The sequence below is a fragment of the Lysobacter sp. HA18 genome (assembly GCF_054057595.1).
Genome location: NZ_JBSRZL010000001.1, coordinates 223,730 through 244,331, shown reverse-complemented (window position 1 = coordinate 244,331; position 20,602 = coordinate 223,730). Strand labels below are relative to the sequence as shown.

General features: G+C 67.9%; 22 protein-coding genes and 1 pseudogene. 9 read left to right on the top strand and 14 right to left on the bottom strand.

Features of this window, described 5'->3' with window-relative positions:
- Nucleotides 1-1,083 (bottom strand): biotin synthase BioB, encoded by a 1,083-nt coding sequence (bioB, locus tag ACVWWW_RS01150; RefSeq protein ID WP_051235358.1) that lies wholly within the window; start codon nt 1,081-1,083, stop codon nt 1-3.
- 49 nt (nt 1,084-1,132) lie between these two features.
- Here bioB and ACVWWW_RS01145 point away from each other — a divergent pair, with 49 nt between their 5' ends.
- Nucleotides 1,133-1,888 carry a ComF family protein gene (locus tag ACVWWW_RS01145; protein ID WP_081672191.1) on the top strand — a complete coding sequence of 252 codons (756 nt, stop codon included), beginning with the start codon at nt 1,133-1,135 and terminating at the stop codon, nt 1,886-1,888.
- A 169-nt stretch (nt 1,889-2,057) separates the two neighbouring features.
- On the opposite strand, the gene ACVWWW_RS01140 is transcribed toward ACVWWW_RS01145, so the two are convergent.
- A complete protein-coding gene (locus ACVWWW_RS01140; RefSeq protein WP_027083616.1) occupies nt 2,058-2,705 on the bottom strand; it encodes a DUF2238 domain-containing protein in 648 nt (215 codons plus the stop codon).
- A 120-nt stretch (nt 2,706-2,825) separates the two neighbouring features.
- Between ACVWWW_RS01140 and ACVWWW_RS01135 the strand changes: the two genes are divergently transcribed.
- From ACVWWW_RS01135 to ACVWWW_RS01125, 3 genes are all read left to right on the top strand, one after another.
- Nucleotides 2,826-3,854 (top strand): TIGR00266 family protein, encoded by a 1,029-nt coding sequence (locus ACVWWW_RS01135; protein WP_027083617.1) that lies wholly within the window; start codon nt 2,826-2,828, stop codon nt 3,852-3,854.
- The gene (locus ACVWWW_RS01130) at nt 3,844-4,005 is read left to right on the top strand and encodes a hypothetical protein (RefSeq protein WP_155914378.1); all 162 of its coding nucleotides are present in this window, start codon (nt 3,844-3,846) and stop codon (nt 4,003-4,005) included. Before ACVWWW_RS01135 ends, ACVWWW_RS01130 begins: the two co-directional genes overlap by 11 nt.
- A 76-nt stretch (nt 4,006-4,081) precedes the next feature.
- On the top strand, nt 4,082-5,071 hold the full coding sequence (locus tag ACVWWW_RS01125; protein WP_027083618.1) for a patatin-like phospholipase family protein: 990 nt from the start codon (nt 4,082-4,084) through the stop codon (nt 5,069-5,071).
- A gap of 62 nt (nt 5,072-5,133) precedes the next feature.
- Here the strand turns inward: ACVWWW_RS01125 and ACVWWW_RS01120 are convergent, their stop codons facing one another.
- A complete protein-coding gene (locus tag ACVWWW_RS01120; protein WP_036142167.1) occupies nt 5,134-5,409 on the bottom strand; it encodes a WGxxGxxG family protein in 276 nt (91 codons plus the stop codon).
- Between the two features lie 189 nt (nt 5,410-5,598).
- Here ACVWWW_RS01120 and ACVWWW_RS01115 point away from each other — a divergent pair, with 189 nt between their 5' ends.
- Nucleotides 5,599-6,027 (top strand): BLUF domain-containing protein, encoded by a 429-nt coding sequence (locus tag ACVWWW_RS01115; protein WP_036142169.1) that lies wholly within the window; start codon nt 5,599-5,601, stop codon nt 6,025-6,027.
- A gap of 6 nt (nt 6,028-6,033) precedes the next feature.
- On the opposite strand, the gene ACVWWW_RS01110 is transcribed toward ACVWWW_RS01115, so the two are convergent.
- Nucleotides 6,034-6,510, bottom strand: a complete 477-nt coding sequence (locus ACVWWW_RS01110; protein WP_027083619.1) for an Lrp/AsnC family transcriptional regulator — start codon at nt 6,508-6,510, stop codon at nt 6,034-6,036.
- 120 nt (nt 6,511-6,630) lie between these two features.
- On the opposite strand from ACVWWW_RS01110, the gene phhA reads away from it, so the two are divergent.
- Nucleotides 6,631-7,521, top strand: a complete 891-nt coding sequence (gene phhA, locus ACVWWW_RS01105; protein ID WP_027083620.1) for a phenylalanine 4-monooxygenase — start codon at nt 6,631-6,633, stop codon at nt 7,519-7,521.
- A gap of 81 nt (nt 7,522-7,602) precedes the next feature.
- On the opposite strand, the gene ACVWWW_RS01100 is transcribed toward phhA, so the two are convergent.
- The 3 genes and pseudogenes from ACVWWW_RS01100 to dinB all read right to left on the bottom strand — a co-directional run bounded on the left by ACVWWW_RS01100 (nt 7,603) and on the right by dinB (nt 11,627).
- Nucleotides 7,603-7,950, bottom strand: coding sequence for a hypothetical protein (locus tag ACVWWW_RS01100; RefSeq protein WP_027083621.1), 348 nt, complete (start codon nt 7,948-7,950; stop codon nt 7,603-7,605).
- A 62-nt stretch (nt 7,951-8,012) separates the two neighbouring features.
- Nucleotides 8,013-10,412 carry a GGDEF domain-containing phosphodiesterase gene (locus tag ACVWWW_RS01095; protein WP_155914381.1) on the bottom strand — a complete coding sequence of 800 codons (2,400 nt, stop codon included), beginning with the start codon at nt 10,410-10,412 and terminating at the stop codon, nt 8,013-8,015.
- 110 nt (nt 10,413-10,522) lie between these two features.
- A pseudogene (dinB, locus tag ACVWWW_RS01090) lies at nt 10,523-11,627 on the bottom strand (DNA polymerase IV).
- A gap of 39 nt (nt 11,628-11,666) precedes the next feature.
- On the opposite strand from dinB, the gene ACVWWW_RS01085 reads away from it, so the two are divergent.
- From ACVWWW_RS01085 to ACVWWW_RS01075, 3 genes are all read left to right on the top strand, one after another.
- Nucleotides 11,667-12,182, top strand: coding sequence for a hypothetical protein (locus ACVWWW_RS01085; RefSeq protein WP_155914383.1), 516 nt, complete (start codon nt 11,667-11,669; stop codon nt 12,180-12,182).
- Nucleotides 12,183-12,226: 44 nt separating this feature from the next.
- On the top strand, nt 12,227-13,306 hold the full coding sequence (locus ACVWWW_RS01080) for a class 1 fructose-bisphosphatase (RefSeq protein ID WP_081672194.1): 1,080 nt from the start codon (nt 12,227-12,229) through the stop codon (nt 13,304-13,306).
- Nucleotides 13,307-13,415: 109 nt separating this feature from the next.
- Entirely contained in the window at nt 13,416-14,909 is a 1,494-nt protein-coding gene (locus ACVWWW_RS01075; protein WP_081672195.1) for a sigma-54-dependent transcriptional regulator, read from the top strand.
- Here ACVWWW_RS01075 and ACVWWW_RS01070 read toward each other — a convergent pair whose 3' ends face one another.
- The 7 genes from ACVWWW_RS01070 to ACVWWW_RS01040 all read right to left on the bottom strand — a co-directional run bounded on the left by ACVWWW_RS01070 (nt 14,910) and on the right by ACVWWW_RS01040 (nt 20,583).
- The gene (locus ACVWWW_RS01070) at nt 14,910-16,238 is read right to left on the bottom strand and encodes a hypothetical protein (protein ID WP_036142171.1); all 1,329 of its coding nucleotides are present in this window, start codon (nt 16,236-16,238) and stop codon (nt 14,910-14,912) included.
- A gap of 28 nt (nt 16,239-16,266) precedes the next feature.
- Nucleotides 16,267-17,031: a hypothetical protein gene (locus tag ACVWWW_RS01065; protein ID WP_027083627.1), complete on the bottom strand. Its 765-nt coding sequence runs from the start codon at nt 17,029-17,031 to the stop codon at nt 16,267-16,269.
- 29 nt (nt 17,032-17,060) lie between these two features.
- Nucleotides 17,061-17,759, bottom strand: a complete 699-nt coding sequence (locus tag ACVWWW_RS01060) for a C39 family peptidase (protein ID WP_027083628.1) — start codon at nt 17,757-17,759, stop codon at nt 17,061-17,063.
- Between the two features lie 73 nt (nt 17,760-17,832).
- Nucleotides 17,833-18,600, bottom strand: a complete 768-nt coding sequence (locus ACVWWW_RS01055) for a hypothetical protein (RefSeq protein ID WP_036142177.1) — start codon at nt 18,598-18,600, stop codon at nt 17,833-17,835.
- Between the two features lie 40 nt (nt 18,601-18,640).
- The gene (locus tag ACVWWW_RS01050; RefSeq protein WP_027083630.1) at nt 18,641-19,402 is read right to left on the bottom strand and encodes a hypothetical protein; all 762 of its coding nucleotides are present in this window, start codon (nt 19,400-19,402) and stop codon (nt 18,641-18,643) included.
- Nucleotides 19,403-19,462: 60 nt separating this feature from the next.
- Nucleotides 19,463-20,053, bottom strand: coding sequence for a hypothetical protein (locus tag ACVWWW_RS01045; protein WP_027083631.1), 591 nt, complete (start codon nt 20,051-20,053; stop codon nt 19,463-19,465).
- Nucleotides 20,050-20,583 (bottom strand): hypothetical protein, encoded by a 534-nt coding sequence (locus ACVWWW_RS01040; protein ID WP_155914385.1) that lies wholly within the window; start codon nt 20,581-20,583, stop codon nt 20,050-20,052. The genes ACVWWW_RS01045 and ACVWWW_RS01040 overlap by 4 nt, the downstream gene beginning before the upstream one ends.
- Between the last annotated feature and the right edge of the window lie 19 nt (nt 20,584-20,602).

Here is a 20,602-nt window from a genome sequence, read left to right as displayed (position 1 = left end):
TCAGGCGGCGCAACCGCATCCGGTGCCGCAACCCATCGATGCGGCGCCGAAGTCGGCAGGTTCGACGTCGACGATGTCGGCGTGCACGGTGTTGGGCGCTTCGACCACCTGCATCGGACGCAGGCCCAGGCGCGCGAACAGCGCCATGTCGCGTTCGGTGTCGGGGTTGCCGGTGGTCAGCAGTTTTTCGCCGTAGAAGATCGAGTTCGCGCCGGCGGCGAAGCACAGCGCCTGCAGTTCGTCGCTCATCGATTCGCGGCCGGCGGACAGGCGCACCATCGAGCGCGGCATCATGATCCGCGCCACCGCGATCATGCGGACGAACTCGAACGGATCGAGCTCGGCGCTGTCCGCGAGCGGCGTGCCTTCGACCTTCACCAGGCGATTGATCGGCACCGAGTCCGGATGCGCCGGCAGGTTCGCCAGCGCCTGCAGCAGGCCGGCACGCTGCGAGCGCGTCTCGCCCATGCCGACGATGCCGCCGCAGCAGGTCTTCATGCCGGCGTCGCGAACATGCGACAGCGTGTCCAGGCGATCCTGGTACTCGCGCGTGTGGATGATCTCGCCGTAGAACTCCGGCGCGGTGTCGAGGTTGTGGTTGTAGTAGTCGAGGCCGGCGTCGCGCAGCGCTTTCGCCTGCGTGTCGCTGAGCATGCCGAGCGTCGCGCAGGTCTCGAGGCCCAGCGACTTCACCTCGCGGATCATCGCCGCGACCTTCGGGATGTCGCGGTCGGCCGGCGAACGCCAGGCCGCGCCCATGCAGAAGCGCGAGGCGCCGGCGGCCTTGGCCTGCTTCGCCTTCTCGAGCACCGCGTCGGTCGACATCAGCTTCGTCGCCTCGACGCCCGTGTGGTAGCGCTGCGCCTGCGGGCAGTACGCGCAGTCCTCGGGGCAGCCGCCGGTCTTGACCGACAGCAGCGTCGACACCTGCACCTCGGCCGGGTCGAAGTGCTGGCGATGCACGCTGCCGGCGCGATGCAGCAGCTCGGTCAGCGGCAGATCGAACAGCGCGAGGATCTCGTCGCGGGACCAGTCGTGGCGCAGGCCAGTAGGCACGGCGCGCAGTTCACTGACAGCTTCCATAGGAGTTTTCCGACAGTCACGGCGAGGTAGGCCGGGCAGTCTGGAAACCATGGACACCACTGTCAACCTGATCGCCCCGCCGCCGGTTGACGGGCTCCGCGCCCGCCTCGGCTTCTGGCTGCGCAACGACGCCACCCGCCTGCTCTGGCCGACCCGCTGCCTCGCCTGCGAGGACCCGGGCCTGGACGGACTCGACCTCTGCCACGCCTGCGAGGCCGGGCTTCCGGTCAACGTCATCGCCTGCCTGGGCTGCGCATTGCCCATGCACGAGACCGGTGTTGTCTGCGGCGATTGCCTGAAGGCGCGGCCGGGCGCGCTCTCCGAGGTCCATGCGGCGTTCCTCTACGCCGCGCCGCTCGACCGTCTGATTCCGCGACTGAAGTTCGCGGGGGATCTGGCGGCGGGTCGGCTGGTCGCGCAGCTGATGGCGGAGCGGTTGCGCGACGTGTCGCGTCCGCAGGCGCTGGTGCCGGTCCCGTTACATCGCGCACGCCTGCGTCAGCGTGGGTTCGATCAGGCGCTGGAGATCGCTCGTCCGCTGGGTCGCGCGCTCGATCTGCCGGTACTCGACCATGCCCTCGTGCGGCATCGGCCGACGCAGGAGCAGTCGCGGCTGTCGGCGGTCGCGCGTCGCCGGAATTTGAAGGACGCGTTCCAGGCGTGGCCGAAGTTGCCGCTGCCGGAGCATGTGGCGTTGATCGACGACGTCATGACGACGGGGGCGACGTTGCGCGCGGCTGCGGCGGCGTTGAAGCGCGCCGGAGTTAAGCGGGTGGATGCTTGGGTGGCTGCGCGGGTGCCGTGAGGTTCGCTGCGTATTGCGCTGCTAGCGATATGCCCTGGTCGACACGCGTTCGACGCATCAAGAGTTACAAGGTCAAGCGCGTTTCGGGCGCTTCAGCGCACGAAACGCCTTTGCTTCTAACCACGTGTCTGCGGCGACGGGCCCGCCGCTAGGAGGCGACGTCAACCAATCACGCCACTTGGTCGCGAAACCCCATCTGCCGATCATGCACCCGCGAAAAAACAGCAAGCGAAACGATCGCGCCACACAAACAACAAAACATATCCCACTGCGTATCCCACACATCCCCCTGCGTCGCGAGAAACGCATCTGCATCCGCGCCGAGGGCCAGCGCGCTCCACCACTCGATCAGCTCGAAGAACGCCGAGAAGCTCAACGCCGCGGCAACACATAGATACGTCAGCCATCCACCTGGCCGCAGCGGCGTGCAACGCAGCAACACCTCGCGCGCAAGGATCGCGGGCACCACGCCCTGCATCACATGCCCCACGCGATCCCATGGATTGCGTTGCGTATGCAGCACATCACGCAGCCACTCGCCGACCGGCGCCTGCGCGTACGTGTACGCGCCGCCCTCGATCAGCACCAACGCATGCAACGCGAGTAGCCAGGCGAGCAACCGCGTCGGCGCCAGACGCCGATCGACCGCGAGCCACGGCAAGGCGAGCATCACCCACACCGTCTCCATCGCCCACGTCATGCGATCGCACGCGACGACGAACGACACCACCATCGCCAGCGCGACGCCACCGAGCAGCAGCACCCCTTCGATGCGCGACGGCGTATGTCGCGCGGATGCAGTTGCAGCAATCGACATGACGACCCTCCCCGTCCAATCCCCGCCGCCATCGTCGCATCGAAGCAGGCATGACGTCCGAGGGATGCCGCGCGGCGTCCGATCGCTACACTGCGCGCTTCCGTCGACAGGGAGTGCGCCGTGAGCCAGTGGTTCTTCGTCCATCCGCAGAGCAGCGAGCGCGTCGGCCCGCTCGATCCTGACGCCGCGCTCGATTTCGCGCGTCAGAACCCGAACCACATGTGCTGGCGCGAGGGCCTGTCCGGCTGGCAGCCGGTGCGTTCGATGCCGGAGTTCGCCGAGGTCGTCGGTGCGCAGCCGTCGCACATGCCGCCCACGCCGCCGCCGGGCTACGCCAGCCGCAGCACCGCCGACGACATCGACTACCGCATCGTCGGCAACGACATGCCGTTCGTGGAGATCGAACTCGATCCCGGCGAAAGCGCGATCGCCGAAGCGGGCGCGCTGATGTACAAGGACGCCGTCATCCAGATGGATACGGTGTTCGGCGACGGCAGCAAGGCCAGCGGCGCCAGCGGCATCGGCGACAAGCTGTTCGCGGCCGCGCGCCGCGTGGTCACGGGCGAGAGCCTGTTCACCACCGTGTTCACCCACCAGGGCCAGGGCAAGGCGCGCGTTGCGTTCGCGGCGCCGTATCCGGGCACCGTGCTGCCGATCCGCCTGTCCGACCACGGCGGCACGCTGATCTGCCAGAAGGACTCGTTCCTGGCGGGCGCGCGCGGCGTGCGGCTCGGCATCTTCTTCCAGAAGAAGATCCTCACCGGCCTGTTCGGCGGCGAAGGTTTCATCATGCAGCGCCTCGACGGCGACGGCTGGGTGTTCGTGCACGCGGGCGGCACGCTGGTGGAGCGCGATCTCGCCGCCGGCGAACGCCTCGACGTCGACACCGGCTGCGTCATGGCCTTCCACCCGACGGTGAACATGGACATCCGCCCGGTCGGCGGCATCAAGTCGATGCTGTTCGGCGGCGAAGGCGTGTTCCTCGCCACGCTCACCGGCCCCGGCAAGGTGTGGCTGCAGTCGCTGCCGTTCTCGCGCATGGCCGGCCGCATGCTGGCCGCGGCGCCGCAGGGCGGTGGCAAGAACATGGGCGAAGGCTCGGTGCTCGGCGGGCTCGGTCGTCTGCTGGATGGCGACAATGGGTTCTGATGCCGAGATGCCGAACGCATCGACCTCAAGCCGCCGGCGACAATACGTCGTGATCGCAGGGATCGCCGTGCTCGCGCTGCTGGCAGGTGGTTATCAGGTCGGCCGCGACATGGCCCACCGCGACAACGCACGGGCCGAAGCCGCCCGTTAAGCCCGCGCTGTCGACGCAGCGTTGATCCTTGCGGTTCGGTCCATCACTGATGCACCGGACCGTTTTCCTTCCTCGGATGCCCATGCCACGTCTTCGCATCCCCCTGCTCCTCGCGCTCGCCACTGCACTCACTGCCTGCGGCGGCGATGTACGTCCGTCCCCCGATGCGGTGAACCCGCACGTCGTCGCGCCGGCACCCAAGCCGATCCGTATCGGCCTCGCACTCGGCGGTGGCGCGGCGAAAGGCTTCGCGCATATCGGCGTCATCAAGATGCTGGAAGCGAACGGCATCAAGATCGACGTGGTCAGCGGCACCAGCGCGGGCAGCGTGGTCGGTGCGCTGTATGCGAGCGGCATGGATGCGTTCGCGCTGCAGAAGCAGGCGGTCGCGCTCGACGAGGACCGCATCAAGGATGTGCGCCTGTTCGGCGGCGGGCTGGTGCAGGGCCAGGCGCTGCAGGACTACGTCAATACCTCGGTCGGTAATCGTCCGATCGAGAAACTCGGCAAGCCGTTCGCGGCGGTGTCGACGCAACTCGAAACCGGGCAGCGCACCGTGTTCAACCGCGGCAATACCGGACAGGCGGTGCGCGCGTCGAGCAGCATTCCCGGCGTGTTCGAGCCGGTGCCGATCGGCAAGTTCCACTACATCGACGGCGGCATCGTGAGCCCGGTGCCCGTCGACGCCGCGCGCCAGCTCGGCGCCGATTTCGTCATCGCGGTCGACATCTCCAGCAAGGCGCCGGGCACCGCGCCGGGCAGCCTGCTCGGCACGGTCAACCAGTCCATCACGATCATGGGACAGAAGCTCGGCGAGCAGGAACTCGCGCGCGCCGACGTGGTGATCCGTCCGAACGTCAACACGGTGGGCCCTGCGGCGTTCGAGCAGAAGGCGGCGGTGATCCTCGAAGGCGAACGTGCGGCTGTCGCCGCGCTCCCGCAGATCCGCGCGAAGCTCGCGCAGTTGCAGAAGGCGCGGATGCCGAAAGTCGTTGCACCGGCGCGCCCGCCCTGCGAGCCCAGCCGGATGGATCGCGTCTTGAACCGCGAGCCCCGCTGCGACTGACCGGGGGGAAACCCGGCGTCGCGGCGGAGAAAACGCCGGAACGATGTCCGACGCGGTGCGCGTCAGCGCGGAGTCGTGGTGTTCGTATTGGTACGCACGGTGTCGTGATGCACGACGGTGCGCTGCTTGCGCGGAATCAGGCCGGCCAGACCGAGCAGACCCAACAGACCCCAGTCGAAACCATCGTCGTGATCGTCGCGCGTGTCGGCGACCGCGACGCGATTCGTATCGTCGTTCGTCGCGGTGTCACCGGTGCCGGTGTTCTGCGCCATCACGGGCGCGACGGTGGCACCGAACATCAGGGTGGCCGCTGCAGCGGCGAAAATGGTCTTCTTCATAGGCTTTTTCCAGCAGACGCGACCAATCGTCGCCGGTCGAACCTAGTTTCGGTTTTGCGACAGTCGAGTGACTGCGGCTGTATTTCGCGCGCGTCGTGTCAGCAACTGTTCGCGAAGGTGCGAACTGCGTCGATGCCGCATCAACGGCGTGTGCATGCGTGCGACGCGATCGCTTGGCACACTGGGGCCATGCTGACCGCCCTCGTCTACGAAAGCCGCGCCGATGCCGCGCTGACCGACGCCGAACTCGACGTCATCCTGATCGGCTCGCGCGTGCGCAATGCGCGCCGCGGCATCACCGGCGCACTGCTCAAGCGTGGCGCCTGCATCCTGCAAATGCTCGAAGGCCCACCGGACGAGGTCGAGCGCACGCTCGCGGCCATCGCCGCGTCGCCGCTGCATCACGACGTGCGCGTGTTGCAGCGTGCAACGCCGGTCGAGCGCGTGTTCGATCGCTGGCACATGGGCTTCCATGCGTTCCAGACACTGCACCACCGCAGCGCGAGCACGGATGAATGGCTGGACGTGCTGCCTGACGTGGAATCGCAGGCGCAGAGCAATCCGGTGCTGGCGACATTGCTGCAACGCTGGAGCGAAGTGTCGAACGACGCGGCCTGACGTCGCTCAACGCCCCGGCAGCGGCATGCCGCGGAACGCCTTGACCGTGCGCAGCACGAAGCTCGAATTGACGTCGGCGACGCCGGCCTGGTTGAGCAGGCGGTCGAGCAGGAAGCGCGAGAAGTGTTCGAGGTCGCGCACCGCGACCTGCAGCAGGTAGTCCATGTCGCCGGTGAGCGCGTGACAGGTCACGACCTCGTCCCACTGCTGCACGAAGCCGGTGAACGCGTCGATCGACGCTGCGTCGTGCTTCGCGAGTTGCACGCGCACGAACGCCTGCAGGCCGAGGCCCAACCGCTCCGGGTCGACCTGCGCCGAGTAGCCCGCGATTACCCCATCGCGCTCGAGCCGTTGCACCCGCCTCAGGCAGGCCGAGGGCGAGAGATGCACGCGCTCGGCGAGCTCGGCATTGGTCAGGCGGCCCTCGCCCTGCAGGGCGGCGAGCAGCAGCAGGTCGGTGCGATCCAGCTCGACGGCGGCCATTCGTTGCGCCTTTCCTCTATTTGACGCACGGATCGTGCGCCAAGCGCGGCTGCCGGCGCAACAACGCAATCCCGTTGCGTCCGCCAGCCTCTAGATTGGGATGTCCAGCGGAGTCACGTCATGAATGCCGAACCGCAACGCGTCGAACACCAGCTCACCGACAAGGGCTACGTCCCGGTCTATACGACCGCGGTGATCGAGCAGCCGTGGTCGACGTACACGCCGATCGACCACGACGTCTGGGCGCAGCTGTTCGAGCGCCAGCAGAAGATCCTGGTCGGCCGCGCCAGCGAGGCCTTCCTGGCCGCGCAGCGCGACATGCACATGAGCGCGCACGAGATCCCGAAGTTCGACGACCTCAACCGCACGCTGCGTGCAGCGACGGGCTGGGAGTTGATCGGCGTGCAGGGCCTGTTGCCGGAACTCGACTTCTTCGACCACCTCGCCAACCGCCGTTTCCCGGTGACGTGGTGGATCCGCAAGCCCGACCAGATGGATTACCTGTCGGAACCGGACCTGTTCCACGACCTGTTCGGCCACGTCCCGCTGCTGATGAACCCGGTGTTCGCCGACTACATGCAGGCCTATGGCCGCGGTGGGGTCAAGGCGCACGGGATCGGCCCGGATGCGCTCGCCTGCCTCACGCGCCTGTACTGGTACACCGCCGAGTTCGGCCTGATCCGCGACCCGGACGGCCTGCGCATCTACGGCAGCGGCATCCTGTCGTCGAAGGGCGAGTCGATCCATTGCCTCGAATCGAACGCGCCGAACCGCATCGGCTTCGACCTCGAACGCATCATGCGCACGCGCTACCGCATCGACACCTACCAGAAGACGTACTTCGTCATCGACAGCTTCGAGCAGCTGTTCGACGCGACCAAGCCCGACTTCACGCCGATCTATGCGCAGCTGGCGACGCAGGACACCATTCCCGCCGGCAACGTGCTCGACAGCGACCGCGTGTTCAATCGCGGCACCGGCGAGGGTTGGTTGATGGATGGGGATGTTTGATCGCGTGATGCGATGGGTCACGCTTGGGTCGCGACCTGATACGAACGAAGGGCGGGGTTTCCCCGCCCTTTTTGTTGCGCGTTACTTCTTGTCGGTGTCATTCGTCGTCGATGCCGGCGTATCGGTCGGCGACGTGGTGGACGATGCAGGCGTGCCCGCCGCTGTCGATGCGGCGGTCGTGTCTGTCGACATCGTGTCGCCAGTCGTCGTCGGCGAATTCGCCGCCTGCGCCGCGGCCGCATCAGCCGCCGCCGCAGCAGCCTGCGCCGCCGACTGCTGCTGCGCTGCCGAGTCCGTGGTCGTCGCGCTATTGCCCGCGGCCGCGGTATCCGCCGCCGGCGTCGCGGTGTCGGTCGTCGCGTCATTCTTGTGGCACGCCGTCAGCGCGAGCGCTGTCAGCGCGACGAACATCAATCGATTGCGGATCATGGCCCTGCTCCGGTGGAAAACCGCGACAGCATCGCTGGCCCGCGTCAACGCGAGGCGAAGCGTCAGCCGACGAGTTCGGTCGATCCGGTTTCGACGCGTGTCGCCCGATCGAACGGCAACGGCTTCGCGAAGAGATAGCCTTGCAACTCTCCCGCACCACGCGTGCGCAGCCAGTCGCGCTGAAACGGTGATTCGACACCTTCCGCAACGACGCCAAGCCGCAACGTTTTCGCCAGCGCGATCACCGCTTCGCAGATGGAGCGATCGCTTGCGTCCGATTCGAGATCGTTGACGAACGAGCGGTCGATCTTGAGGCGGTGGATGGGCAGGCGCTTGAGGTACGACAGGCTGGAATAGCCGACGCCGAAGTCGTCGATCGCAAGCGTCACGCCGAGTTCCGCTAGTGCGCTCATGACGTCGGCGGCGCGCTTGGGGTCGTCGACGATGACGCTTTCGGTGAGTTCGAGTTCGAGTGCGCCCGGCGGCAGATTGAATTCGTCGATCACGCGGCGCACGTCGTCGAGCAGGCCATGCGCGAACTGCATCGCCGACACGTTGACCGAGATGCGCACGTGGCCGAGACCCTGCGCGACGAGGAACGCGTGGTGGCGCGCGGCTTCGTGCAGCACGCGTCGGCCGAGTTCGACGATCAGGCCGCTTTCTTCGCAGATGGCGATGAAGTCCGACGGCGGCAACAGGCCGCGCATCGGGTGTTCCCAACGCACCAGCGCTTCGAGCGCGACGAGTTGCAGGTCGGCCGAGAACAGCGGCTGGAACAGCAGGCGGAATTCCTTGCGTTCCAGCGCTTCGCGAAGCTCCTGCAGCAGTTGCAGTTTGCCGCCGCCGGATGGCGTTGCACCCGCGCGATACGCAACGGTGCAATTGCGGCCCTGCTTCTTCGCCTGGTACATCGCGAGCTCGGCGCTCATCAGCAGGCTTTCGGCGCTGACGGCGTCTTCCGGGCAATGGCTGTAGCCGACGCAGGCGCTGACCTTGCATCGTCGCGCGGCGACTTCGAGTGGTTCCGACAATGCCGCATGCACGCGTGCGGCGAGGCGTTCGGTTTCGAGTTCGTCGTCGCCTTCAAGCACGATGACGAATTCATCGCCCACCGAACGACCGATCAACGCACGCGGCCCGGCGACGCGTTGCAGGCGCGTCGATATCTCGCACAACACGCGATCGCCTGTCGCATGGCCGAGTTCATCGTTGACCAGCTTGAATTCGTCGAGGTCGACGATCAGAACGCTGACGCGTCCGCCGTCGGCCTGCACGCGCGCCACGCTTTCGGCGACGCGCTCGAGCACGAGATGGCGATTCGGCAGGCCGGTCAACACGTCGTGCGTCGAACGCCAGTGCAACTGTTGCGCGTGGCGCTGGCGTTCGCTGGTGTCGGTGATCATTCCGAGCACGTGGGTGACGCGGCCATCGGCGTCGCGCATCGGCGTGAGTTGCAGCTCGTACCAGAACGGCGTGCCGTCGCGACGCGTGCCCTGCGACGCGACGTGCAGGTCGGTCACCGCATCGAGTGCATCGCGCACCAGCGCGCTGCCGGTGCGCTGCGGATCGAAGGCCTGCACGACGTCGAACGGCCGGCTTTCGATTTCCGTTTCGCGATAACCGGTGATCTGTTCGAACGCGGCGTTCGCGTAGACGATCGGATAACCGTCGCGCTGCGCGTCGGCGATCACGATGCCGCTGGCGGACGCCTGCACCGCGCGCTCGAGCAATCGCATTCGCGTCGACAGGAGATGCTGCGGACAGCGATCGATCATGCCGCCGACCATTCGCAGCGGCGTGCCGTGGCCGTCGCGCTGGATGTAGCCGCGATCGAGCACGTCGGTGTAGGTGCCATCGCCGCGCTGGAACGAATATTCCTCGGTCCATTGCGTGGCGCTGCCCTCGATTGCGATGGCGAGGCTCGCGCCGACGCGCGCACGATCGTCCGGATGCACGAGCGCGGCCCATGCGTCGATGTCGCGCGGCAGCGTGGTGTCGTCGAAACCGAAGTTGGTGGCGAAGCTGTCGCTGAACCAGACGGCGCCGTTGACGACGTCCCAGTCGTAGGCGGCGTCGCTCACGGCCTGTGCGATCAGGTGCACGCGTTCCTGCGCGCGTTCGACTTCGCTGACATCGCGCGCGACGACCAGGCGCGCCGGCGAGCCGCGCCAGTCCACGCGCGAGGTGCGGATCTGCACGTGCATCAGCGCGCCGTCGCGATGGCGATGCAGCCACACGGCTTCGGGCCGCGGTTCGCCTGCGCTCTCGCGGATGTACCGCGTGATGTGCGGGCGTTCGTTCTCGGGGCGCAGGTCGAGGATGCTCAACCCGCGCATGGTGTCGCGGTCGTAGCCGTACATCTCGGCCGCGACGGTGTTGGCATCGAGGATGTCCAACGTCGACTCGTCGAAGACCCACATCGGCACCGGGCTGGCGTCGAATGCATCGAAGTCTTGGGTCACGGCGTCCCCACGCGTCGTTCAGTCCTTCACCTTGCCACGCGTGAAGACGCCTGCGAACCCCCTGTTTACCAACTGCGTCGCGTTTCGCGCGCCGGGCTTGGGGTAACGGGCTACGACGCGGCTGCGTCGTCGAACAGATCGACCTGCGGGTCAAGGTCGCCGAGGTTCGCCAGGCCGACACCGATCAGGCGGTAGCGGGTGGATGCCGGCAGGGCTACGCGGGCACGCAATTCGAGCGCGGTGCGGACGAGTGCCTCGGCGCTGTCGGGCATGCGCGCGGGCGTGAGCGAACGGGTGAGGATGCGGAAGTCCGACGTCTTGAGCTTGAGCACCACCGTGCGCGGACGTCGCGGCGGGCGATCCTCGCGCAGGTCACGCTCGCGCTGACGCATCCATGCCGCCCACGTTTTCTCGGCCATGCGTGCGATGTGCGGTGCGAGCTCGTCGAGCACCAGGTCGGACTCCAGCGTGTCCTCGCTCGAGATCTGCGTATGCGGGCGTTCGGGTTCGACCGGATGGTCGTCGATGCCCCAGGCGAGGTCGTGCAGGCGACGGCCCCATCGACCAAAGCGTTCGACGAGCGCGTCGCGGCCGGCGTCGCGCAGGTCGGTGACGGTGGCCAGGCCCATCGCCTCGAGCTCGCCCTGCGTCACCTTACCGACGCCGGGCAGCCGCCCGACCGGCAACGGCGCGAGGAAGGCTTCCACCTTCGATGGCGGCACCACGAACAGGCCATCGGGCTTGTTCCAGTCGGACGCGATCTTCGCGACGAACTTGTTCGGCGCGACGCCGGCCGATGCGGTGAGCTGCGTCACCTCGCGGATCTCGGCGCGGATGGATTTCGCGATGTCGGTGGCGGTCGGCAGGTCGGTGAGCGGACAGGTGACGTCGAGGTAGGCCTCGTCCAGCGACAAGGGTTTCGACCAGCGGCGTGTGCCGGCCGAAGATCTCGCGGATCTGCTGCGAGACCAGCTTGTAGCGGACGAAATCCGGCGGCACGAACACCGCGTCGGGACACAGGCGTTCGGCGCGCACCGCGGGCATCGCCGAGCGGATGCCGAACACGCGCGCTTCGTAACTCGCGGCGCACACGACCGAACGCGCGCCGCGCCATGCGACGACGACCGGGCGACCGCGCAACGACGGCTCGTCGCGTTGTTCGACGCTCGCGTAGAACGCGTCCATGTCGACATGGATGACCTTGCGCGGGGTCATGGCGCAATCGCTCCGACGCATCGTCGACACATGCATGCAATGCGCGACGCGCAGCGTTCGCCGCCATCGAATGACGGAGGCGGGATCGCGATGGACGAGGCGACGGACACGATGCACGGATTGTCGCGCGATGCGGCCGCTGAATTGCCGGCAACAGCGGCCGCGACCGCGACCTGCCACTCACATCGGCGCGCCCACCCTTCCGCGGTCTCGCCGAAGCGCCAACCCGCCATGCTCGATGTCACCGCCGACCGGCTCCAGCAACAGCACGCCTACCTCGAGGACGGCGTCGCGCATGCGTTGCGTCGCGCGGGGGCCGGCCCGGACCTGGTGCTCGAGCGCCGGCTGATGGGCCAGGCCAAGCTGCTGCAGGCCATGCTGTCGGACCGCAGCGCCGCGCAGGCGGTGGCCGACGTGGCGGAAGCGGCGCGCCGGGTGATGGACGCCGCGGAACCCGAGGCGCCGGTTCGCATGCTGGCGCTGGCCCGCGAGAACCTCGCCCGCTTGGTGCGCCGGCACGCGCTGATGCTGCCGCGGGATCGCCGCGTCGCCTGATCGTCAAAACCACGTGTGACGCGGTTCGCAGGCGATCGGCGAGAATGGGCGCCCCGTCCGCCTGCCCGTCGCCGATGACCCCGACCGCCTCGCCCATCTCGCTTACCCGTTACCTGCTCGAGGAACAGCGCGAAGGCCGCATCGGCCCCAACGCGCGCCTGCTGATCGAGGTCGTCGCCCGCGCCTGCAAGTCGATCTCGATCGCGGTCGGCAAGGGCGCGCTGGGCGGCGTGCTCGGCGATGCCGGCGAGGGAGAAGCCAGCATCAACATCCAGGGCGAGGCGCAGAAGAAGCTCGACGTGCTGTCCAACGAGATCCTGCTCGAAGCCAACGCCTGGGGCGGCCACCTCGCGGCGCTGGCGTCGGAGGAGATGGACCACTGCGTCGTCATCCCCGACGAATACCCCCGCGGCAAGTACCTGCTGCTATTCGACCCGCTGGACGGCTCGTCGAACATCGACGTCAACATCTCGGTCGGCACGATCTTCTCCGTACTGCGCTGCCCGGAAGGCATCGAGACGGTCGGCGACGAGCACTTCCTGCAGCCGGGCACCGCGCAGGTCGCCGCCGGCTACTGCACCTATGGCCCCAGCACGATGCTGGTGCTGACCATCGGCAACGGCACCCACGCGTTCACCCTGGACCGCGAGATCGGCTCGTTCGTGATGACCACCCGCGGCATGACGATTCCCGAGGAGACGAAGGAATTCGCGGTCAACATGTCGAACCAGCGCTTCTGGGAGCCGCCGATGCAGGCCTACGTCGGCGACCTGCTGGCCGGCAAGGAGGGCCCGCGTGGCAAGGACTTCAACATGCGCTGGGTCGCCTCGATGGTGGCCGACGTGCACCGCATCCTGACCCGCGGCGGCATCTTCAGCTATCCGCTGGACGCCAAGTGCGCGGGGAAAGGCGGGAAATTGCGGCTGATGTACGAGGCCAACCCGATGGCGTTCCTGGTCGAACAGGCCGGCGGCGCGGCGAGCACGGGTCGCCAGCGGATGCTGGAGGTCAGCCCGACCGGTCTGCATCAGCGCGTGCCGGTGTTCCTCGGTTCCAGGCAGGAAGTCGAGGCAGCCGTCCGCTATCACCAGGACCACGACGGCCAGGCTGCGGCCGCCGCCTGACCGCCGTTCGACGGCCGCCGGGCGTGAAGTGCGTCACAGAAGCTTGACCTGTCACCGACAAGGACTACCTTTGTAGTCCGGTGCGTGGGGCGCCGACAGGGAGTCGGAGATGGCTGACGGAGGCGCAGGGCGCGACGTCGTGTACGTCGCGCGCGCGGGGCGAGGAACGCCCCCGGCGCGTTTGCAACAACTGGGTTGGAAGGTGCAGTCGGCATCGGATGCACGTGGCGCATTGCGGATCGTGCAACGACGCGCCACGCATCCCTTCGCCGCATTGCTGGACCTGCGCGACGGGTTCTCGGAAACCGACCTCGCCGAGTACGGCCCGGTGCTGGCCGCGAGCAACGTCGGCTGGGTCGCCGGCGTCGACACCGCGCAGCTCGACCAGCCGGCGGTGCGTCGGCTGATCCGTGACTACTGCTACGACTACGTCACCCTGCCGTGTCCCGATGGCGTGCTCGACACGGTGATCGGCCACGCGCACGGCATGGCGCGGCTCGCCTGCGACTCGGCAGTGCGCCTGGTGCACGACGGGCTTGAAGGCATCATCGGCGAAAGCGCTGGCATGAAGGCGCTGGCCCGCACGCTGTGCAAGGCCGCGATGACCGAGGCGCCGGTGTTCATCGCCGGCGAAACCGGCACCGGCAAGGAACTCGCCGCGCAGGCGCTGCACGCGAACTCGCGCCGCAAGCCGATGCCGTTCGTGGCGATCAACTGCGGTGCGATCCCGCATTCGCTGATCCAGTCCGAACTGTTCGGCTACGAGCGCGGCGCGTTCACCGGCGCCCAGAACCGCAAGCTCGGCCGTATCGAGATGGCCAACGGCGGCACGCTGTTCCTCGACGAAATCGGCGACCTGCCGATGGAGAGCCAAGCCTCGCTGCTGCGCTTCCTGCAGGAAGGCGCGTTCCAGCGCCTCGGCGGGCACGACACGGTTCGCGTCGACGTGCGCATCGTCTCGGCGACGCACCACGACCTCGAAACCGCGATCGCACAGGGGCGCTTCCGCGCCGACCTCTATCACCGCCTCTGCGTGCTGCGCCTGGCGCAGCCGCCACTGCGCGAACGCGGGCACGACATCGACCTGCTCGCGCAGCACGCGCTGTCGCGCTATTCGACCGAAGGCCAGCGCGTCATCAAGGGTTTCTCGCCCTGCGCGCGCCGCGCGATCCACGCCTACGACTGGCCGGGCAACGTGCGCGAGATGATCAACCGCGTGCGTCAGGCGGTGGTGATGGCGGAAGGTCGCCTGATCACCGCGATGGATCTCGGCCTGGGCGAAGTGGTCGCACCGACGCCGCCGACGCTCGAGGACGTGCGCAACGATGCGACGCGTCGTGCGATCGAGGCGGCGCTTCGACGCAGCCACGGTCGGCTCATCGATGCCGCGCGCGAGCTCGACGTCTCACGCGTGACGCTCTATCGCCTGATGCAGCGCTACGGGCTCGGCGCGGACGGCAGCCATGACGACGGCGCGGGCAACGATCTCGCGCCGCCGCAGATCAAGGCGGTGATGTCGGTGACCGGCGGGCGTCGCGAAACCGATCGCGGTGGACCGCCCGCGGCCGAACGTCGTCGGACGCGCGGGCTGTCGATCGCCTGATCAGAATGCGCGCGAACCGCGCAGCGAGAACACGAAGTTGGGCGCGTCGGGCGTAAGCCCGGCCGCCAGCTGCCCGTTGAACGTCCAGCCCGACGGCAGCACGTAGCTGGTGCCGAGGCTCAGCGCGGTCGCATTGCTGGAGCTGCCCGGAATGCGCTGCGACTTCGAACCCGGCGCACGCACGCGCGTGCCGGACTGCATCGCGCTGCCCACGCTCATGCTGATCGCCGCGCGATCGTTGAGCGCGATCGCGACGCCGCCGCTGAGGTTGAACATGTGGCCGAGGAATACTTCGGCCGGCGACACCGTGCCCACGGTCGGCGAGATGTCGTCGAACGACTGCGCGCGATTCCACGTGTAGCCGAAGTTGCCGAACAGGATCACCGGGTCGTAGGTGCGCAGCACCGACACGTTCGCGGTCGCGCTCCACACGCCGATGCCGGTCGGCAGCGTCTCGGGCACGTTGAGGTTGCTGTTGTTGCCGTCGGCCTGGATGACCTTCAGGCCGAACGGATCACGACCGGTCGGCGCGCGCACGCGCAGGCTGCCGACGATGTCCGGATGCGTCGCCGATTCCTTGACGAACTGGTAGTACGCCGCGGCGCTGACATCGCCGACGCCGCTGGAACGCACCTTCACTTCGCTCAGCGTGCTCGCCGCACCGCCAGCGCCACCGCTGACGAAACGCGTCTCGCGCGCGACCCACGGCAGGTCGGCTTCGAGGCTCAGGCGATCGGTGATGCCGTAACGACTGGTGACGTCGAACGTGGCGATCGACGACTTGCTCTGGTCGAGGTTGATCGTGCCGAGGAAGATCGCATCGAGCGCGAGGAAGCCGCTCAGCGACAACGCGCGGCGGTCGTAGTAGCTGTAGCTCATGCCGGTATCGAGCGTGAACTTGCGCTCGAACAACGGCGCGTGTTCGCGCACCACCAGCGTCTTTTCCTGCTGGCGGCGCTGCTCGTCGGCGTCGCGCTGCGTCTGCCCGACCTGTAGGTCGTCGGCTGGAGGCGGTGGCGTCGACTTCTCGCGTGCGATGCGTGCGGTATCGACCGGCGGCGGCGCGGCCGCCTGCTGCGGGCCGCCTTCGCCGGTGAGGCCGCGTCCACGCATCTGCTGCAGCTGCAGTTCTTCGACCTGCGCACGCAGGCGCGCGATTTCTTCCTGTTGCGCGTCGAGTTTGGCGGTGAGTGCGCCGAGCTTGGCGTCGACGTCGGACGTCGCGCTCATGGCGGACGGCGGGTCGGCGAAGGCGGCGGGGCTTGCGAGGGCGAGTGCGAGGGCGGTCGGGAGCAGGCGGGCAGTCAGACGCGACGAGTGCGACGGCATTCTTCTTCAATCCTTGAGGCGGCTGCGGTCAGTGGCGCAGTCCGGACATCGCCGAAAGCGCCTGTTGGATGCCCAGCTGCTGCACCGCGGACGTCGGCATGGCCGACGTCATCATCTGCAGATTCAGAGCATTGCTCGCGGTGAAGCCATCCCCGGCGATCTGCCCGATCTGCGTGATCCGGCCCGACGCGCCCGGCGTCACCTGCTGGCCGATGGTAGCGCCTGGCGCGACCAGCCCGAGCTGAATGCCGCCGCCGACGAAACTGATCTGCGCCTGCAGGCCGCCATCCTGGGCCTGCGCACTGGATGCACCGTTGAAGCCCGACGGCGCGGCCGGGTTGGTACCGAGTTGCACGACGGTGAGGTTGCCCATGCGATTGCCGTCGCCCGCGATCTGCGTGATCTGGCCGATGCCTTCGACATGGATCTGCTCACCGCCGGTCGCGACGTTCGCCGACGGCGGCGCATCGCCGCTGCCCGCGGCTGCATTCGCATGCGTGTCGACCTGCACGTTGTAGCCCGAATCGGTGCGCTGGATGTACAGCGAACCCACTGCGCTCGCGGTGCCGCCCTGCGCGGTGGCGAGCGTCGACACCAGGTCGATGCGCACGCCGACCAGCATGTCGGCGTTGTTGTACTTGCCGGTGAGCGTGCCCAGCGTGGCGTCGTCGACGAGCGCGACGCGCAGTGGTGCGACCGGTGCGGAAGAAGGGGGCAGGGCGAATGCCGGGCCGGCACTCGCCGCTGCCACGAAGGCCATGAGAACGGCGTGGGGGAGGAGGCGGTGGTTCATGGTCCCTCGATGCGAATCATTGCGTTGCTTTAGAACAGGTCGGCGCGGATGAGGCCGAGTTCGACGACCGGAATCGGCATCGAGGCTTCGACCACTGCATCGCCGCGGCGCGAAAGCGCGAGCGAGCGGCGACCGTGCACGAGATACGAGTCCTCGAGCGGCTTGTCGGCCACCACGGCGAGGACGATGCCGTTCCATCCTGCGACGAAATCCTTCTCGCTCATCACCCGATGACCGAGCGCGGGATCGGCGACGAAGACGCGCCCGGATTCGGCGCCCTTCACCACCACGAAATGCTTGTAACCCTTGAGATCGAGCAGCGCGATCACCGGCATCTGCAGGCGATACAACGCGGCGGTGTCGATGCGGAAACCATGCGCACGGAAGCCGTCGATGCTCTCGACGTAATGTTTCATGTCGAGCATCGAAAAGCCGTTGCGCACGATCTCTTTCGGATCGTTGCCCGTGAGCATGCTGCGAATCATGTGCGGCTCGTCGACCTGCACCCCGTAGCCGTAGCGCAGCACGCTGGCGAGCGCGGCGGATCCGCAGCTGAAGTCGTACTGCTGGCGCACCATGTCGCGATAGCGCAGGTCGCGGAACGTCGTGACCGGCTTGGCCACCGGCGCACCGTCGACGATGTTCGCCATCGACAGGCTCGACGCACGCGCAGGCAGCGCGAACGCGGCGAGCAGTGCGAGGGACATCAGCAGCGGGAAGCGCGACATGCAATCTCCAAAAGCGCGGTGGCCGGCGTGGGGTCCGGCCACCGCGGTTACGACTTGGAACCGATGGAGCGGATTACGGACCGTCGACCGCCGAAGCGATCGAGAGGCCGTTGTGCTGCGCGTTACCGACGCCAGCGGCGACGTTGACGCCGATGTTGCCCTGCGCACCCAGCAGCGCGTTGCCGCCGAGCGTGGCGTACACGTCGAGGTCGGAGAACGCCCAGGTGTCGGAGTTCAGCTCGTTGCCTTCGGTCAGCTGCGCGCTCGCCGAGGTGGCGATGGCATAGCGGCCCGAGGTGTTGACCGAACCGGTCATCGTGTTGCCCTGCGCATTGCCCACGCCAGCGGCGACGTTCACGCCGATGTTGCCGCGAGCGTTGCGAAGCGCGTTGCCGTCCATCGACGCCGTGTAGTTGGTGTCGATGTCGGAGCTTTCGGCGTAGTTGCCTTCGACCAGCTGCAGCGAGGTGCCCATCGCAGTGGCGAACACCTTGCCGGCGTCGACCGACGACAGCGCGGCGTCGTTGGCCTGCTCGTTGCCCACGCCCGCGGCAACGTTCACGCCGATGTTGCCCTGCGCGTTGGAGAGCGCGCTGCCACCGAAGTTGGCGATGTGGTCGCCGTCGCCGAACGACGAGTTGAGGACCGATTCCTGGGTCTGGTCGGCAACGGCCGCCGACTTGCTCGACACTTCGAACGCGCCGAACGCGAACACCAGCGCGTCGGTTTCGGCGAAGTCGACCGAGACGGTCAGGTTGTGGATTTCGGCGTCGCCGTAGGCGAAGGCCGGGGAGGCGACGGCGACGAGGCCGAGCGCGAGGAGCGAATGACGAAGCTTCATGACCAATTCCTTCTGTTAGATGGTTTCGTGATGTACGGAATTACGGGCCGTCGACCGCGGAAGCGATCGCGAGGCCGTTGTGCTGGACGTTGCCGACGCCGGCAGCGACGTTGACACCGATGTTGCCCTGCGCGCCGAACAGCGCGTTGCCACCGAGCACGGCGAACGTGTCGAGGTCGTAATACGCGACGAGTTCGTTGTAGCCGGCGCCCTGGTAGCTGGCCGACGACGCGATCGCATAGCGACCCGAGGTGTTGACCGAAGCGGCGAGCGAGTTGCTCTGCGCGTTGCCGACGCCGCCGGCGACGTTCACGCCGATGTTGCCGCGCGCCAGCGCGAGCGCCTGGCCGTTCATGACGCCGCTGTAGTAGCCGTCCGTGTACGACGCGGAACCGCCGCCGTTGAACTCGGTCAGCTGCTGCGAGGTCGACATCGCGGTCGCGAACACCTTGCCGGCGTCGACCGACGACAGCGCGGCGTCATTGGCCTGCTCGTTGCCCACGCCCGCGGCAACGTTCACGCCGATGTTGCCCTGCGCGCCGAACAGCGCGTTGCCGTTGAAGTCGGCAGCGTGCGAGCCGTCACCGATGGACAGGTTGCCGATCGTTTCCTGCGTCTGGTCGGTGACCGCAGCCGACTTGCTGGTCACGCTGACATCGCCGTAGACGTCGATGAAGCCGAACGTGACCGCGTAGTCGGTCGAATCGGTGTAGTTGAGGATCAGGGCGTCGCCCGACGCGAAGGCCGGGGCGATGAAGAATGCGCTGGCGGCCAGCGCGATGAGCGTGCGGTGCAGTTTCATGGGTTCTCTCTCCTGTTGACGTGGGTTCTGCTTGAAGCGGGATCTGCCTAGCTGCCGTGGTTACGGCGTGCCCCCCGGCAGTTGGAGCACGATCGCGTTCGTCGACGCATTGCCGACGCCCGCTGTCTGGTTGATCTGCATGACGCCGCTCGGCGCGGCGATCGCGCCGGCGTCGATGCGCGCTTCGCGCGTACCGCTCGACGTCGGTGTGGTGGTGCTGGTGGATGCGGGTGCGGCGGTGGCGGCGAGCGCGGACTCGTCGACCGACTGCACGAAGCCAGCACCCGCCGCGGTACCGATCGCAACGAGGTTGGCCTGCGCATTCGCGCTGCCGGCAGCCTGGTTGAGGCCGACGACGCCGGTGCTGTTGCCGAGCGCATTGCCGCTGATCGTCGCCTTCGCCGAACGCGTGAGATCGGCGCCGGTGGTGTCGACGGACTGCGCGCCGAAGGCGAGCGCGAGGCCGACATCGCCGATCGCGATCGCACGAAGATTGGCCTGCGCATTGCCGGTGCCGGCGGCGACGTTGAGGCTGGCCGCGCCGGACACGTTCGCAGCGGCGTTGCCGTCGATGCGGCTTTCGTCGTGCGACTGCGCGGCGGCGATCGGTGCGATCGCGAGCAGCAGGACGGCCACCGCCACACGCGTCACGGGCCGGCTCCGATCGCGCTGGCGCGCATGGTCGCGGTGGTAATCGTGTCGGCGATACCGAAGGTCGCGCTCATCACCGCGCCACCGATCGAACCCATCGCGCCGGATGAGCCCATCGGCGTGCTGCCGCCGCCCGCGCCGAGCGGCCGGCCGTCGCGCAGCTCGGGCATGTCGCTGGCGAACCGGGCCGGGTCGGGCTGGGCACCGATCGCCGTCGGCGCGGTGTCGCCGAGCGAGGCGTCACCCACCAGGCTCACCATCATTCCGTCCAGCGCGCGGTTGAACACGCGGGTCGGAAAGACGGTGGCGGTGACGCGCGCCGGGTTGTCGGTGGTGTCGGCAGGGCCCCGGTAGGCGATGCGCGGGTTGACGTCGCGCACGATGACCATCGTCTGGTCGACCGCGGCGTCCATCTGCGGGGGAACCAGCGTGTCCGGGGGAGCCACCACCGGGTCGCCCGCGCAGGCCGGTCCCGCCACGAACGCGGCGGTGACGGTCAGCAGCAGGGCGGTACGGCGGGGAAGGGACACGGTGCGCACTCCATCGGGG

Excerpts from the sequence above, each read along its gene's own strand:
- bioB (WP_051235358.1), bottom strand. The coding sequence starts at position 1,083 with ATGGAAGCTGTCAGTGAACTGCGCGCCGTGCCTACTGGCCTGCGCCAC.
- ACVWWW_RS01145 (WP_081672191.1), top strand. The coding sequence starts at position 1,133 with ATGGACACCACTGTCAACCTGATCGCCCCGCCGCCGGTTGACGGGCTC.
- ACVWWW_RS01140 (WP_027083616.1), bottom strand. The coding sequence starts at position 2,705 with ATGTCGATTGCTGCAACTGCATCCGCGCGACATACGCCGTCGCGCATC.
- ACVWWW_RS01130 (WP_155914378.1), top strand. The coding sequence starts at position 3,844 with ATGGGTTCTGATGCCGAGATGCCGAACGCATCGACCTCAAGCCGCCGG.
- ACVWWW_RS01125 (WP_027083618.1), top strand. The coding sequence starts at position 4,082 with ATGCCCATGCCACGTCTTCGCATCCCCCTGCTCCTCGCGCTCGCCACT.
- ACVWWW_RS01120 (WP_036142167.1), bottom strand. The coding sequence starts at position 5,409 with ATGAAGAAGACCATTTTCGCCGCTGCAGCGGCCACCCTGATGTTCGGT.
- ACVWWW_RS01115 (WP_036142169.1), top strand. The coding sequence starts at position 5,599 with ATGCTGACCGCCCTCGTCTACGAAAGCCGCGCCGATGCCGCGCTGACC.
- ACVWWW_RS01110 (WP_027083619.1), bottom strand. The coding sequence starts at position 6,510 with ATGGCCGCCGTCGAGCTGGATCGCACCGACCTGCTGCTGCTCGCCGCC.
- phhA (WP_027083620.1), top strand. The coding sequence starts at position 6,631 with ATGAATGCCGAACCGCAACGCGTCGAACACCAGCTCACCGACAAGGGC.
- ACVWWW_RS01100 (WP_027083621.1), bottom strand. The coding sequence starts at position 7,950 with ATGATCCGCAATCGATTGATGTTCGTCGCGCTGACAGCGCTCGCGCTG.
- ACVWWW_RS01085 (WP_155914383.1), top strand. The coding sequence starts at position 11,667 with ATGCGCGACGCGCAGCGTTCGCCGCCATCGAATGACGGAGGCGGGATC.
- ACVWWW_RS01080 (WP_081672194.1), top strand. The coding sequence starts at position 12,227 with ATGGGCGCCCCGTCCGCCTGCCCGTCGCCGATGACCCCGACCGCCTCG.
- ACVWWW_RS01075 (WP_081672195.1), top strand. The coding sequence starts at position 13,416 with ATGGCTGACGGAGGCGCAGGGCGCGACGTCGTGTACGTCGCGCGCGCG.
- ACVWWW_RS01070 (WP_036142171.1), bottom strand. The coding sequence starts at position 16,238 with ATGCCGTCGCACTCGTCGCGTCTGACTGCCCGCCTGCTCCCGACCGCC.
- ACVWWW_RS01065 (WP_027083627.1), bottom strand. The coding sequence starts at position 17,031 with ATGAACCACCGCCTCCTCCCCCACGCCGTTCTCATGGCCTTCGTGGCA.
- ACVWWW_RS01060 (WP_027083628.1), bottom strand. The coding sequence starts at position 17,759 with ATGTCGCGCTTCCCGCTGCTGATGTCCCTCGCACTGCTCGCCGCGTTC.
- ACVWWW_RS01055 (WP_036142177.1), bottom strand. The coding sequence starts at position 18,600 with ATGAAGCTTCGTCATTCGCTCCTCGCGCTCGGCCTCGTCGCCGTCGCC.
- ACVWWW_RS01050 (WP_027083630.1), bottom strand. The coding sequence starts at position 19,402 with ATGAAACTGCACCGCACGCTCATCGCGCTGGCCGCCAGCGCATTCTTC.